The 13,883-nt window shown below is 71.9% G+C and carries 12 protein-coding genes; 5 read left to right on the top strand and 7 right to left on the bottom strand.

The features are described 5' to 3' along the window. Positions 1 to 6: 6 nt before the first annotated feature. From AMA02S_RS12745 to AMA02S_RS12770, 6 genes are all read right to left on the bottom strand, one after another. The gene (locus AMA02S_RS12745; protein ID WP_067456504.1) at positions 7 to 3,186 is read right to left on the bottom strand and encodes an AfsR/SARP family transcriptional regulator; all 3,180 of its coding nucleotides are present in this window, start codon (positions 3,184 to 3,186) and stop codon (positions 7 to 9) included. A gap of 53 nt (positions 3,187 to 3,239) precedes the next feature. Continuing rightward, positions 3,240 to 4,187: a hypothetical protein gene (locus tag AMA02S_RS12750; RefSeq protein WP_084265039.1), complete on the bottom strand. Its 948-nt coding sequence runs from the start codon at positions 4,185 to 4,187 to the stop codon at positions 3,240 to 3,242. Between the two features lie 18 nt (positions 4,188 to 4,205). Further along, entirely contained in the window at positions 4,206 to 4,808 is a 603-nt protein-coding gene (locus tag AMA02S_RS12755) for a hypothetical protein (protein WP_157430538.1), read from the bottom strand. A 53-nt stretch (positions 4,809 to 4,861) separates the two neighbouring features. Then, a complete protein-coding gene (locus AMA02S_RS43455; protein WP_067456510.1) occupies positions 4,862 to 7,384 on the bottom strand; it encodes an ICP22 family protein in 2,523 nt (840 codons plus the stop codon). 123 nt (positions 7,385 to 7,507) lie between these two features. Beyond that, entirely contained in the window at positions 7,508 to 7,861 is a 354-nt protein-coding gene (locus tag AMA02S_RS12765; RefSeq protein ID WP_067456513.1) for a DUF6507 family protein, read from the bottom strand. Continuing rightward, positions 7,858 to 8,160 (bottom strand): hypothetical protein, encoded by a 303-nt coding sequence (locus AMA02S_RS12770; RefSeq protein ID WP_067456516.1) that lies wholly within the window; start codon positions 8,158 to 8,160, stop codon positions 7,858 to 7,860. Before AMA02S_RS12770 ends, AMA02S_RS12765 begins: the two co-directional genes overlap by 4 nt. A 263-nt stretch (positions 8,161 to 8,423) precedes the next feature. Between AMA02S_RS12770 and AMA02S_RS12775 the strand changes: the two genes are divergently transcribed. From AMA02S_RS12775 to AMA02S_RS12795, 5 genes are all read left to right on the top strand, one after another. Beyond that, positions 8,424 to 8,759, top strand: a complete 336-nt coding sequence (locus AMA02S_RS12775; RefSeq protein ID WP_067457189.1) for a hypothetical protein — start codon at positions 8,424 to 8,426, stop codon at positions 8,757 to 8,759. A gap of 27 nt (positions 8,760 to 8,786) precedes the next feature. After that, a complete protein-coding gene (locus tag AMA02S_RS12780) occupies positions 8,787 to 9,092 on the top strand; it encodes a pore-forming ESAT-6 family protein (protein ID WP_067456519.1) in 306 nt (101 codons plus the stop codon). A gap of 155 nt (positions 9,093 to 9,247) precedes the next feature. Further along, positions 9,248 to 10,210, top strand: a complete 963-nt coding sequence (locus tag AMA02S_RS12785; RefSeq protein WP_245667477.1) for a TNT domain-containing protein — start codon at positions 9,248 to 9,250, stop codon at positions 10,208 to 10,210. Positions 10,211 to 10,272: 62 nt separating this feature from the next. Further along, complete coding sequence (locus AMA02S_RS12790) at positions 10,273 to 11,598, top strand: EsaB/YukD family protein (RefSeq protein WP_067456525.1); 1,326 nt, start codon at positions 10,273 to 10,275, stop codon at positions 11,596 to 11,598. A gap of 9 nt (positions 11,599 to 11,607) precedes the next feature. Further along, a complete protein-coding gene (locus tag AMA02S_RS12795; protein WP_157430539.1) occupies positions 11,608 to 12,915 on the top strand; it encodes a CpaE/TadZ family protein in 1,308 nt (435 codons plus the stop codon). Between the two features lie 34 nt (positions 12,916 to 12,949). On the opposite strand, the gene AMA02S_RS12800 is transcribed toward AMA02S_RS12795, so the two are convergent. Next, complete coding sequence (locus AMA02S_RS12800; RefSeq protein ID WP_067456531.1) at positions 12,950 to 13,834, bottom strand: hypothetical protein; 885 nt, start codon at positions 13,832 to 13,834, stop codon at positions 12,950 to 12,952. Between the last annotated feature and the right edge of the window lie 49 nt (positions 13,835 to 13,883).

Genomic DNA, 13,883 nt, shown 5'->3' on the forward strand with positions numbered 1-13,883 from the left:
CTCCCACTATCGAGGTCGGAGACGGTCCAGGAAATCCCGGGGGGCCAGGGCGGCGCCCGTGACCGCCGCCGCGGCCAGCTTCTCGGCGCCCAGTGCCGCCCGGACCCGGCCGGTGACACGGTCGATGTCGGCCCGCTCGGCGGGCCCGGGACGCAGCCCCGACCCCGCCCGGACCTCGGCCGCCTTGCCGAGCAGCTCCGCCGCGTCCTCGTGCCGGCCGTCCAGGCTCAGCGCGGCCGCCAGCCCCTCCAGCGAGAACACCAGGTCGCGGGGCGCCTCCAGGATGATCGCGGTTTCCAGCGCGTCGCGCTGGAACGCCAGCGCCGCCCCCGCGTCCCCGCGTGCCTCGGCGACGTGGCCGAGCCCGGTCTGGATCAACGGCAGGTACAGCGGCGGGAACTCCGTCGGCGGGACGCCCTTGAGCAGCCGGGTCAGCCGCTCCTCCGCGTCGTCCAGCCGCCCGTCCCGCAGCGCCGACAGCGCGAGGACGATCTCGGCGAACGTCACCGCCTGCGCGTGCCCCTGCTCCGCGGCGATCCGCAGCGCCCGACCCGCCAGCCGGCGCGCCTCCCCCTGCTCGCCGCGCAGATGCGCGACCCAGCCGCGCCACGCCAACCGGACGGCGACGTCCGGCCACAGGTGCAGCTCCTCGGCCATCCGCTGCGCGTCGCCGTGCAGCCGGTCGGCGCGGTCGTAGTCGGCGGTCAGCTCCGCCATCCCGCCCAGCCATTCCATCGCCAGCGACCGCCCCCACCGGTCGCCGAGATCGCCGAACAGCGCGGCCGCCCGCTCGGCGTCACGCTCCAGAGCCGCCGGATCGCCGTGGGCGTGCGCCTGCTTGGCCCGCAGCATCAGCGCCGCCGCCTCGCCCCACCGGTCACCCGACGCGCGGAACGCCGCGAGCGCCTCCGCCACGACGACCGCGCTCGCCGCGACGTCGTCCGCCTCGAAACCGGCGAAGGACAGGAACCAGCGCGCCCAGGCGGCGAGGGCGGGATCGCCGGCCTCATCGGCGATCCGGAGCGCCGCGTCCCGGCGGGCCGTCCAGTCCGGGTCGGCGCCGGCGAGCACCCCCAGCCCGGCCCGCCACACCACCGCCCGCGCCCGCGCGACGGACGCGCCACCGCCCACGGCGAGCGCCGCGTCCAACGACCGCAACGCCTCCGACAGCCGCCCGCGCAGGAACCAGTACCAGGCGAGCCCGCCCGCCATCCGCAACGCCGAACCCGCGTCCCCACCGCCCACGGCGGCGTCGAACGCGGCGCGCAGGTTCGCGGTCTCGACGTCCAGGACGCGCAGCCACCGCGCCTGGTCGTGGCCGCGCAGCATCCCCTCCGCCCGCTCCGCCAGCCCCGCGTAGTACCGGACGTGCAGGTCACGAGCCCGATCGTGCTCGGCGGCCTCCCGCAGACGATCCGCGCTGTAGGCGGCGACCGACTCCAGCAGCCGGTAACGGGACCCCTCCCCCGCACGCTCCGACATGACCACCAGCGACCGGTCGACCAGCCGCGCGAGCAGGTCGAGGACCTCCACCTCCGAGACGTCCCCACCCGCGCAGACCACCTCCGCGGACTCCACCGCGCACCCGTCCGCGTGCACCGCCAGCCGCCGCAGCACGGCGCGCTCCGGCTCGGTCAGCAGATCCCAGCTCCAGTCGATCATCGCGGTGAGCGTCCGCTGCCGGGGCGGCGCGCCCCGATGCCCCGTCGCGAGGAGCCGGAACCGGTCGTCCAGGCGCGCGACGAGCCCCTCCACCCCCAGCGTGCGGACCCGGGTCGCGGCCAGCTCCAACGCGAGCGGGATGCCGTCGAGCCGGCGGCACAACACCGCGACCGCCGCCGCCGTCCCCTCGTCCAGCCGGAACCCCCGCGACGCCGCCTCCGCCCGCGCCACGAACAGCCGCACCGCGCCCGTCCGCGCCGCCGCCTCCGGGCCGTCCGACGGGCCGGGCACCTCCAGCGGAGGGACCGCCCAGACCACCTCGCCGGGCAGCCCGAGAGGCTCCCGGCTCGTCGCGAGGACCCGCAGGCCCGGAACCCGGCGCAGCAGCGACCCCGCCAGCTCCGCCGCCTGGTCGATCATGTGTTCGCAGTTGTCCAGGACGAGCAGCAGCCGGCGCGCCCCGAGCGCCGCCGCGAGCTGGTCGAGGGGCGTCCCCCGCTCCCCCGGGCGGTCCCGCACGTCCAGGATCGCCGTGACGGCCTCCGCCAGGTCGGGCACCGTCGAGCGCTCGATCCCGGCCAGCTCCGCCATCCACACCCCGTCGGCGAACGCGTCCGCCAGCCCGTCCGCCGCCTCCACCGCGAGCCGGGTCTTACCGACCCCGCCCGGCCCGGTCAGCGTCACCAGCCGGTCGGTGCCGAGCCGGGCGCGGATCTCGGCGACCGCCCCGTCCCGTCCGATCAGCTCACCGGCCAGAACGGGCAGGTTCGACCGCGGCCCGTCCAACGCGGGGTCCTGCGTCAGGATCGCCTGGTGCAGGGCCACCAGCTCGGCACCCGGATCCAGGCCCAGCTCATCGGCGAGCAGCACCCGCAGCCGCTCGTAACTCTCCAACGCCTCGTTCTGCCGCCCCGCCCGGTACAGCGCCCGCATATGCGCGGCCCGCAGCCGTTCCCGCAGCGGCTGCGCGGCGACCGCGTCCCCCAGCTCTCCGGCCAGCGCGCCGTGCTCACCCAGCGTGAGCCGCGCCTCAGCGTGCTCCTCCAGGGCCGTCCACCGCAGTTCCTCCAGCCGCGCCACGGCCGCCCGCGTGAACGCCTCGTCCGCGAAGTCGGCGAACGCGTTCCCCCGCCACAGCCCCAGCGCCTCCCCCAGCAGCCCGGCCCTGGTCCGCGTGTCCCCGGCCCGGCGCGCCTCGTCCACCAGCCGCTGAAACCGTCGCGCGTCCACATCCTCGGCCGCCAGCAGATGCCCCGCCGGACGCGACGCCACCAGCGCCCGCGCCCCCGGCTCCGCGTCCTCCAGCACCCGCCGCAGCTGCGACACCTTCGCCGACAGCGCCCCCGCCGGGTTCCCCGGCAGCTCCTCGCCCCACAGATCGTCGATCAGCCGATCCGCCGGAACGGGCCGTCCCTCGTGCACCAACAGATCGGCCAGCAGCGCCCGCACCTTCACCCCGGGCACGGGAACGAGCCCACCGTCATCGGTCCAGACGGCGAGCGGCCCCAGCACCCCGAAACGCATGGCCGCACCATACGCGGACGGTAAGACACCGCAAAAAGGGTGCGGCATCCGCCTCAGAGCCTGGCGGCCAGCTCCCACCACCAGTGATGGACGGGGGTCCCGGGCGGGATCGCTCTGGGCGACAGGGAGTCCGCCGCGGGAAGCGATTCCCGCAGTTCCTCGTCAACGTCGTCCACGTCCTCCAGGTCGACCACCGAGAAGGCAGCGCTTCCCAGGTAGTTCTCGAAGAGGACTTCGATCGCCGACCGGTAGAGACACGCGCCGAACGCGCCATTGGCCCGTACGGCGATCGCGTGCGTCTCGGCCTCCCCCACGTAGGCGATCAGCCGTCCCGGCCGTGCGGCGATCAGCTCGGCCAGCTCCGTCCGTCCGGTGTCGTCGGCGTCGTCGGGAAAACCCAGGCCGGTGGCGAAGACCATCAGCATCGCCTGCTCGAACGGCCACCCCCGCTGCAGGCCGCCGATCGCCTCGGCGAGATACCCCTCGCGGGTGCCGCCGAACACGTAGACCGGGACGTCGGTCTCGGCAAGGGGCCACCCGAAAGAGTCCAGCCAGACCGAACCATCGGCCGTCACACGGACCGCGGCCTCCAGGCTCACCGTGATCCCCGCGGCGACGGGAGCCGTCCGCTGGAACACCAGACGGCGTATCCCCGCATGGGTCGTGTGAGCCTTCAGCTCGCCTTCGGCGATGGTCCGGCCCGCGGCGGCGTGGTACGGGGGGAAGGGCGACCCGCTCCCCCGCTCGGAGTCCGGAAGCTCACGGATGCGCCGAAGCGACACCGCGGCGGCCTCCACCGGCGACTCGAACCCGATGCGCGCCGCCTGCCCCCGTACCTGCTCCGGGACGGTCGCGTCACCCAGCCCGGGATCGACCCGGGCACCACGACGACCCAGCGCCTCGATCTCGCCGACGTCGCCGCGCAGCCGCCTGTTCATCTCCTCCGGGTCGAGACGCAGCCGTCCGGCCGCGGCCCGCTCAGCGTCCCGCTCGCTCGCCATGCCATCCCCTGTACGTCATCAACCCGGTGCGCTGAAGCACCAGCATTCCTTGTCCCCACAACGCAACCAGTCGGCGTCGCCGGGCGCGAGATCGCTTCCAAGGTCACCCGCGTAGATGCGGTCACCGTACTCGCGCATACTCATGTTGATGTGATCGGGCTTCCACCACCACCAGTGTGACCTGGGGGCCCAGGAGGGGATCTGAGTCCGGTGCACCGGGGTGGCGTCATCGGCCACGTCGCGCAGTTCCTCGTCGAAGTCCTCGACCGCTTCTTGGACGAAGGGATCGACCACGACATCGGCGAAGTCGTCCGTCAGCGACTCGATCGCGGAACGATGCTCGCACGCCTCCCGGTAGCCGTCATTTCGCCCTCGCAACGCGTATGTTTCGCCCTTACCGCTGTAGGCGCCCAGCGTGTTCTGTGCGCGCTCGCCGTGCAAAGTCTCGATCAGCCCGGGCCGCCGGACTCGGGCTCGGAGTATCTCTGCCTCGGCCGGATCGGCATTCCTCCATTTCGCCAAACCGTCATACACGTACAGCAGTGCCTCCATCACCGCCATGCCCCCATCAGCCTGACCGCCCGGATCCACCGTCTCCAGCCACGCCGCACGCCTGCGCATCTCGTCGAGCCGAGCGCGCCACGCGCCATCGCTGAGCTCCTTGATCCCAGACATCAGAGGTGTCCGATCTTCTCTCCGCCGTAGGTCAACATAATGATCTTGCCGTCCGGCCGTAGGAGGACCAGGGCCTCCAGCGTCCGGTCCCCTACCCTGCGGGTGAACAGCATGCGCTCCGCGCCATCAGCACCCACCTTGCGCCCGGCAAAGGTTCCCTCACGGATCGTCCGTTCCGCGCTGTCCATGAAGTCGCGCACGGGATTGCCGCGGCGTTCCTCTGGCGGCAGTTCGTCGAGGTGTTTGCGCACGTGGTATGCCGCTGAGGTTTCGTGACCCATGCCGATCTGCCCGGCGTGACCACGCACACCGTCGATCCTGGCATCCCCCGAAAGATCCGGATCGATCCTCGCTCCGTCCGGGTTCGGCCGGGCCGCCCGGAACTCTCGGTGGTCCCGCTCCAACTCAGCCCGCATATCGAGATCACGGAATTGCTCGGCGACATGCTGGGCGTTGCTCTTGGTCCCCCGGTCGCGCGTGCCGTCCTTGAGTTCCTGCTCGACCTGTGCTTTCACCTCATCGTAGCGGGCCTTGTAATACTCGTAACGGTAGGCGACCTCGCGGGGATTGTCCGCCCCTTCCATCGCGAACCGAAGCGCGTCCCTATGCAGGTTCGGGTCCCCCTTGAGGGCCTTCTTGCCGAACTGCTGCTCCAGCGCTTTGGCAAGCCGCTGCCAATGGTCGCCGTCACGCGGGTGATCGCCACGCAACCGATCAATGTCCTCATCGGACAGCCCGCCCCTGCGTAGCGAGCCTTCAAGATCGTCGGCCTTCTTGAGCTTTCCCTCCCGCTCCGGATCGGGCTCGTCGTTGCCGTCCCCCGGGTCGGTGTCACCGGGCGGGTCGTTCGGACCGCCGGGATCGCCGTCACCCTCGGGAGGGTTGTCCCCATCCGGCTTGCCCTCGCCATCGGGAGCGCCGTCGCCGTCCGGCTTCCCTTCGCCATCCGGAGGACCGTCGCCATCCGGCTTGCCCTCGCCATCCGGCTTGCCCTCGCCATCCGGCTTGCCCTCGCCATCCGGCTTGCCCTCGCCATCCGGCTTGCCCTCGCCATCCGGCTTGCCCTCGCCATCCGGAGCGCCGTCACCGTCCGGCTTCCCTTCACCGTCGGGCTTGCCCTCACCGTCAGGCTTGCCCTCGCCATCGGGCTTGCCGTCACCATCGGGCTGTCCGTCGGCGTCCGGCTTTCCGTCGCCGCCTGGGGTGTTCTCTCCTCCGGGGTCTCGGTCGCCCGGGGTGCCGTTGCCGTCGGGCTTTCCGGTGCCGCTGTCGCCGCCCGGAGTCCCCGGCTCACCGGAGCCGGGGTCGCCCTCCTCGCGGCCACCGACCTGGGCCGGTTCGCGGTCCGGGAGGTTCTCGGCTTCGTCCAGCGAGCGCTCCAGCTCATCCAGATCGCCGGGGTCGAGGTCGTTCGTCCTGTCCTGTAGTTCCCTCGCGGTCGGGTCGGTACTCGAGTCGTAGCGACCGTTCGGGAGATCGGCGTTACCGTCGAGCCTGCCGTCCCCGTCGGCGTCGCCGGGGCGGGCGTCGTGGTCGTCGCCGCCTCCGCCGCCCCTGCGGCCCAGGAGTTTCTTCGCGGCCGCGCCGATGCCGATCGTGGCGACGTTGATGGTGGTCGTGGTGATCACATAGCCGGGGCGGTCGCCCCATTCGCGCCAGGGAACGAAGGAGTGGGCCATCTCCTTCCAGTTGTGACCGAGGTTGGACCAGAAATGGGAGTCCTTCTCCCACACCCAGCCATTCTCGCCGTGCAGGCCGACCAGGCCGCTGACCTCCTCAAGCTTGCCCATCCAGCCGTTGCCCAGGTTCGACCAGAAGTGGGAGTCGCCCTCCCACACCCAGCCGTTGTCGCCGTGCAGGCCGGCAAGGTCGGCGATGCCGGTGACGAGACCGCTGCCCAGGTCCCAGACCGCGCCCCAGGCGTCCTCGTACCACGGTTTGTCGTGCTCCTGGGGCTTGGCCCACGGGGTCTCGACGTTGGTCGGGGCCTTGCCGAGGCCGTATCCCTTCTCGCCGCTGCCCGGTTTTCCGTCGGCGGGAACGAACCTCGTTCCCCCGAAGATCCCGGTGATCTTGTTGGCGCAGGACCGCTCGGCGGCCTGGTACTGGGCGACGGCGGCGAGGACGTCGTTGTTGAGCTTGTTGTGCTCGTTGACCTTGTCCTCGTCCTTGCGCCAGTCGTCATCGTCCTCGATCTTGTTGCGGAACGACTGCGCATTGCTCTTGAGGGTCTGCAGACGGCTGATGATCGGACGGACCTCGCCGGCGAAGGTGACGAGCGCGTCCCCGACGGTGGTCACCTCGGTCTTGAACGCCTCCCCCGCGGCGGCGACCGGCTTGGTGGCGTCCAGGAGCAGGTGCTCCTCAGGCGCGTTGTAGTGCGGATCGAGCGCCTGCCACCCCGTGTCGATGTTGTGACCGGTGTCGGCGATTCCCTGTCCGTCGCTCTTGAGGGCCCGGCCGGCCGTCTCAACCTCGTCGGCGTTCGTCTTGGGGATCGGAATCGCGTTCGGATCGAACACACCACTCAACGTCGCACCCCTCGTACTCGTCCCCGGGCCACAAGGACCGCCCTCGGATCTCGCGGATCTTCGTGGCGAGCGGCGGCGCGGAGTCCCCTGTGAGATGAATCACTAACGTCCGCGCTATTTCCCGATCTTCGGAGCCGGCGCCGAGGCGGCCTGCTTCTGGGCCTCCTGGACCATCTCGTAGTCGGCCTGGTTGTACGCCTTGACCGCCTTGACCGCACCCTCGATACAACTCGCGGTCTTGGTGACCATGCCCTTGAGGCCAGGCTGGGTGTGCTCCACGTACTCCTTCAACGCGGTTCCGATCGGCTGGCTGGCCGCCGCGGTTCCGGCGTCGCTGACGTGTTTCCCGAAGTCAGAGAGCTGCTTGACCAGCCCGCCCTCCCCTTTTCCGCCCTCGCCGGCGACATAGTTCCCGACCTTGCCCACGACGGAACCCACCCCCGGGCCGTCGATGTCGTAAACGCTCATGTGCGACGGTCCTTCTCCTCGTCATCGGGCGGAGAAAATCGATCGGGCCGAAAATTGCCGGGCGGCCCGGCCGCAAAGTGCTCTGGTCCCGGCCACCGGGAATCGCGGATGACCTGCGCGAGTTCGGCCAGTGAGGCGTCGATCCGCTCCGATTCCGCGGCCACGTCGGCGCGTAGCCGACCGGTGGCCTCGGCCAACCCGGCGACCGCGTCCTCCGCCGTCGCGGGGGCGTCCGCGGGCGCCCTGTCCTCCACCTCGGGCGCAGGCGTCTCGGGGGGCTCCACCAGCTCGAACTTCATGGCTCTCTCGCTGCTCGGGGGGAATCGGCCGACCCTTGCCGATCGTCCAATGGTGACCAGTCGAGATGACCTCTGTAAAGCCCTTTCGATACTCATGCCGATCTGCCCGCAGGGAACCACGGATGCCTTTCCGAAGTCCTACTCTGAGGAGGTATAGGTCTTCGATGAAGACCGGTGGCGCGGGGGATCCGGACGAACTATCGTCGAAGATCCACTTCATCGGCACGCGGAGACGTCACGACCCGACTGGCAGGTGGGACACGATGGGACGTTGGGACCACGGGCAGGAAACACTGGTCACCCTGGCCAAGAACACCGGAACCTCGGGCGAGGAACTGGCCGGGCTCGTCAAGCAGCTGATCGCGGCCGCGGAGCCGCTCTCGGGCAAGTTCAACGGTGCGGGGAAGGCCGCCTTCGACAGTTTCAAGGCCCGCTCGGACCAGATCACCGCCGATCTGAAGGTCGGCCTGAACAGGGTCAACGTCGGCCAGATCGGCATGGAGAAGGCGTTCGCCACCGGCGACCAGACGATGGCCGACGAGGCGGGCCGGATGATGGCCGCGGCCAACTTCGACGGCGCCAAGTTCCGGACGACCTGAACCGACGGACCAGGAGGGGACGACAACGTGGGAACCAACGGCCGCCGCAGCTACGACACCGGGGCCTCCGGCGAGGCCCAGGCCAACATCCAGACGATCGTGTCGCGCCTGGAGGCGCTGATCGGCACGCGCGACACCGACGTCAAGACCGCCATGGCCGACTTCCAGGCCACCGGCGTGGACGACGAGTACCACGCCAAGGAGATCAAGTGGCACACCGCCGCCAACGAGGTGCGCGAGATCATCCGGCTGGTCAAGGCGACGCTGGAAAGCAATGACGAGCACGCCCAGACGGCGCTGAGCAAGGCCGGCGCCGCCGTCCAGGCGATCTGAGGACGGGTCCGCCCAGCGCGGATCCACGGGGCGACGGGGGCGCTCCCTTCCGGGGCGTCCCCCACGTCGGGGCTGCCGGAAGCGAAGGGGGCCCCTGAAGACGAACTGCACGAAGGCGGAGGGGACGCGCCCTGGCACGCGACTACGACACCCAGTTGCTGGAGTCGGTGGCGGTGCGGCGCCGGCGCCTCCGGGACGCGCTGCTGTTCGGGCCGCAGCGGACGCGCCGGACCTTCGACGAGAACGTCGGGAAGATCGTCGCAGGGTTGTGCCTGGCGGCGGTGCTGTGCGCGGGCACGGTGGGCTGGTCGTTCCTGCGGTCGCGTCTCCAGGAACAGAAGCGGGAACAGGTCCGGCAGTCGCAGCAGGGGGCCGTCCCCGACGGCGCCACGGCGCAGGTGCCCGCCGACTGGGTCGGTACGCAGGTCACCTTCACGCGGCTCCGCGCGGCCCTGACCCGGGCCAATGTGCCCGCCACCTTGTACGTCCTGCCGGGGCAGGCCCGCCCCCCGGCCCGCCGGGCCTCCAGCTACTACGTGGTCGCGCGTGGCGAGAACCAGTTCACCGGCGGGATCGTCGAGTTCGAGCAGGGTCGCGTCGCGGCGGAGTTCCCCACCGAGGACGATGCCTGCCGGTGGCTGTACGGGGAACTGGCTGTCAAGGAGACGCCCTCGCACGTCCTCACTCCGCAGACCGAGCAGCAGGCCCTGCGGCAGGGGGCGGCACTCGCGGCCGACGCCCGTTCCAAGATCAATCTCGGCGGCGGCGCGGCGGTCTCCTATCCCCTGCCCCAGGGCCGGTTCGTGGACCAGTTCGGCCAGGAGAGCGGGTCGGTGCTGTTCCCGTTCGGGATGGCCTTCGCGCAGCGCGGCCTTCCGCCGCCGGCGCGCGCCGACACGATCCCGGGTGTCCCGGCGGGCTACCTGCGGTATCGGGTGGTCAAGCCCTTCCTGGTGACGGCCTCGATCTCGGCTCCCGCGCCGCGCAGTCCGGGCGGCGGCGTCCGGTTCACCGTGAACGCGGACCTGTTCCCGCGGCCGCCCGCGCTTCCGACGGTCCGCTGGTTGCTGCGCAACGGCTACCTTGAGCGGGTCTCCGGCACGGCCGTGCCCGGGTAGGCCGGGACGACCCGCAGCAGCCATCCGGCCCCCGGCCGGACGATCGATGATGGAAGGGTGCCATGACCGCGTGGAGCCGGGTCACTCTCGTCGGTGAGCACCGCAAGGTGGACATGGTGCTCCCCGCCCAGGAGCCGATCGGCGCGCTGATGCCCGAGGTCCTCGAACTCCTCGGGGACCAGCCGCAGAGCCCGCCCCGGCTGCGGCACCTGGTCACCGCCACCGGGGACGTGCTCGACCCCGGGGCGAGCCTCGCCGAACGGCGGATCCCCGACGGCGCCGTCCTGCGGCTCGTCCTCTCGGACGAACCGATCCCCGCACCCGTCGTCCACGAGGTGCCGGAGGTCGTCGGCGACACGCTCGACGGCCGGTTGTGGCGGTGGAGCCCGGCGGCCGTCCGCTGGAACGCGACCGGTGCCCTCATGGGGCTGTCCTTCGCCGTCGGGATGCTCATCGTGGAACGGCTCGGCGACGGCGCGGCGCTCGGCATCGTCGGTGCCGTCGCGGCCTGCCTGGCGTTCGGCGGCACGGCGGCCGGGCTCGCCGGGCAAGAGCGCCTCGGGACGGCGATGACCCTCGCCGGCGGCGTCACCGCGACGCCGGCGCTGTGGCTCGCCGCGGACCTGTACGGCTGGGAGGGCTGGGCGCTGGGAGGCGCGCTCGCCCTGACCGCCGCCGCGGTCGTCCTGCTGCTCGGGATCGGCTCGCCGCTCGGCCGCGGCGGGCTTGTCGGCGGCGGGCTGGCCGCAGCGCTGGCGACCATCGGGACGGGCGGTGCCGCGTTCGGCCTGGACGGCGGCCGGGTCGGCGCCGTCCTCGCGCTGACCTGCGTGGTCCTGCTGAGCGCGCTGCTGCGGGTGGCGCTGTCGCTGTCCGGGTTGACCTCCCTCGACGACCGGCGCGGCGCCGGCGGCGTGGTGGCGCGCCGCGACGTGATGAACGCCCTGGACAGCGCGCACCGCAGCATGGTGATCGCGACACTGGCGGTGGCGCTGGCCGCCGCCGTGGCCGGGATCGGCGCCGTCGCGGACTTCGACGCGTGGTCGGCGGGCCTGGCGGGGCTGCTCGCGATCGTGGTGGTCAGCCGGGCCCGGATGTTCCCGCTGATCCTGCAGAAGACCGCGCTCTTCGGCTCGGGCCTCGTGATCGTCGTGGCCCTCGCCGTCCAGTGGACGCGTCACGTCACGTGGGGGGTCGGCCCCGCGCTGGGTATGCTCCTGGCAGGACTGGTGATCCCGGTGGTGGTGCTCACGCGGGAGCAGCCCGAGCACGTCCGCGCACGGCTGCGCCGCATCATGAACCGGGTCGAGGCGGCCGCGGTGGCGGCGGTCATCCCGGTCGCCGTCGGCACCTTCGGGACCTTCGAACGTCTCCTGGAAACCTTCTGAGAGGACACGGTGGCTGACCAGGACCGGGACGAGCTTCCGCCCGAGCCTGACGCGACGGTCGTCGACCCTCCCTCGCTGAGCCCACGCCGGACCGGGCAGCCTCCGCCACTGCCCCTGCTTCCGCCTCCGCTTCCGGAAGAACGGCCCGCACCGGAGGCGGTGCGCTGGTACACCGACCTCGAACCCGGCCCCGCGGAGTCCCAAGCCACCCAGCCCCAAGCCGCCCAACCCCAGGCCACCCAACCCCAGGTCCCGCCGCCGGCCTTCGGTGGACGGTCCAAGCCCCTGGAAACCCCTCCCGTCCCATCCGCACCCGTCCCGCCCCCATCCGTACCTTCGCCGCCTATCCCGCAGCCTCGGCCCGCCGCTCCGGGCCCGTCTCCATCGCCCCCGGCGCTCGCACCACCGGCGGCCGGGCCGGTCCGTCCGGAGGACCTCGTCGCCGGCTCCGTGCACGGCGACTCCCTCCTGCGGCGGGTCGGCCGCGGCGCGATGCGCCCGTTCCGGTCCGCCGACGAGGTGCGTGCGGTCACCGAGCACGGCCAGTGGATCCAGCATCCGGTCACCACGGGCAGGCGGATCGCGGTGATGGGCGTACGCGGAGGTTCCGGCAAGAGCACGGTGGCGGCACTGGTCGCGTCGGCGTATGCCCGCCACCGGGACGACCGGGTACTGGCCTTGGACCTCGACCCCGAGTTGGGCACGCTCCCACTCCGGCTGGGCGTGCGGGCCGAGCACTCGCTCGCCGACCTGGCGGAGGAGAACCTGAGCACCGCCTCGTTCGAGCAGGTTCGGCAGTTCCTGACACCGCTGGGCGATCGGCTGTGGGCCCTGCCCGCCACACGCGGGCGGCTGGGGGCGGGGCACGTGGACGCCGAGTTGTACCGATCCGCGGGCACCCAGCTCAGCCGGTTCTTCGGGATCACGGTCGCCGACAACGGGGCCGGGATCCAGTCGCGCTTGCACCAGGCCGTCCTCGCCGCGGCCCACGCGCAGATCCTCGTCGCGCCCGCCACCGTGGACGGCGCGGCGAAGGTGGGCCGCGTCATGGACTGGATGGCCGCCGGCGGCCTGGAGGCGCTGCGTCCCCGCACGCTGGTCGTGTTCACCTCCCGCTCGCCCCACAAGGCCGGAACCGTGGACGTCGACCGTGCCGCCGACATCCTCGCGGAGGTCGGCGTGGCCGTGATCAGGCTGGGTTTCGACCGGCAGCTGGCCGTCGGCACCACGCTCGACCACGGCCGGCTGGCCTACGCCACCCGCCTGACGGCGATCGCCATCGCCGCCGAGGCGCTCCGCCGCGCCGTCACCGGCTGAACCGGTCGCGGAAGAGACACGGTCCACGGGCGGGTCAGCGACGCCGCCAAGGCAGCCGGGTCCGGCGCCGGGGCTGAGGCCGGGACTGAGGCCGAGACTGATCGGGCAAGGTCACCGAGCCGGGATCGAGCCGTATCAGGGCGTGGTCGCGGCGCCACCAGAACACCTCCGGCGTCGCAGGATCGTCGGACCCCGCGTGCATCTCCCTCGCGACCTGGGAGAAGGCCGGGAGTACATCGCTCACGGCCGCTGAGACGATCGGATAGAGCAGGATGGTGCTGTGCGAGGGAACCGCGACGAGCGCGCCGGGCTTCCCGGCGTCGTGGAGAAAGTGGCGCAGTTCGGCGATGAGCGCCGAGACGTACCGGCACCCGGGCTTGCTGATGACGCGGACGGACTCGCTCGCCGTGAGGGGCTGCTCATGGACGCCGACGTCGGCCAGCTCCCCCTCGTAGGTGTTGGGCACGGCGATGTCGCCGAGCCGCCTGAGTCCGAGGAGCGAGGCCCTGTCCCGGGTGAGCGGCCCCCCGTGGTCGGGGTGCTCGATCACGACCACGGCGTCGAAGTGGTCCCCGGCGGAAGAGACCAGCAGCCCCTCCCGCTCGGCTTCGGTGAGCTTGGGGACCACACGCAGGCGCAGCAGCTTGCGGATGTCTCCGAGGAGTTCGATCTCGGCGATGGCCATCGCCGCGCGGTCGCCCATCTCGCGGAGCCAGTCCTCGACCAGCCTCGGCCACGCGGTCCGCTCCGCTTGTGCGCACCGCTCCAGGATGGTCAGCGTGGGGGCGCTCGGCTCGAACCGGCCCACCGTGAACACGACCCTGGCCAGCGGGGCGTCGAACCGGGCCGCCGGGTTGATCACCGGTAGCAGGTCCTCGATGAGGGCGTGCACGTCCGCCGACACCTCGAAGAGCTCCATCGGCGCCTCCCGGACGAATTGATCAACATGACCTAGTGACCGACATTAG

The sequence above is a fragment of the Actinomadura macra NBRC 14102 genome (assembly GCF_001552215.1).
GTDB classification, from domain to species: domain Bacteria; phylum Actinomycetota; class Actinomycetes; order Streptosporangiales; family Streptosporangiaceae; genus Spirillospora; species Spirillospora macra.